Origin of the sequence: Streptococcus oralis (assembly GCF_023109155.1) — a bacterium.
In the GTDB taxonomy this organism is placed as follows: domain Bacteria; phylum Bacillota; class Bacilli; order Lactobacillales; family Streptococcaceae; genus Streptococcus; species Streptococcus oralis_BZ.
Map to the genome: position 1 here is coordinate 1 of NZ_JALDUA010000022.1, position 576 is coordinate 576.

The 576-nt window shown below is 43.9% G+C and carries 1 protein-coding gene; it reads left to right on the forward strand.

Annotation, left to right across the window (positions count from 1 at the left end; genetic code table 11):
- Nucleotides 1-576: G5 domain-containing protein (locus M1F63_RS10120; RefSeq protein ID WP_247941334.1), on the forward strand; the 576-nt coding region annotated here is incomplete at both ends.

Consider the following 576-nt stretch of genomic DNA (forward strand, 5'->3'; position numbering starts at 1 on the left):
ACGCAAGACCAAGAAAGCAGCCAAAAACAAGATTACTTATACCGGTTCAAAAGCAGTTGTAACGACTAAGGAAGTAACCAAAACTGAAGAAGTGGCCTTCCAGACTCGTGAGGTTGAAAATGCACTCTTAGCTGAAGGTGTTCGCCGAGTGAAGACAGCTGGTCAAAAGGGTGTTCGTACCATTGTTGAAACAGTGACTTACAGAGATGGTGTTGAAACAGGTCGTGTTGAGAAATCAAACACAATCACTACTCCAGCAGTAGACGAAGTTGTCGAAGTTGGAACTAAGAAAGTAGTAGCCCCAGTTGTAACGACTAAGGAAGAGACCAAGACAGAAGAAGTTGCTTTCCAAACTAAGGAAGTAACAAATCCAGATCTTCCAGAAGGAACTCGCCGAGTGAAAACAGCTGGCCAAAAAGGTGTTCGTACCATTGTTTACACAGTCACTTACACAGACGGCGTTGAAACAGGTCGAGTTGAGAAATCAAACACAATCACCACTCCAGCAGTAGACGAAGTTGTCGAAGTTGGAACTAAGAAAGTAGTAGCCCCAGTTGTAACGACTAAGGAAGAGAC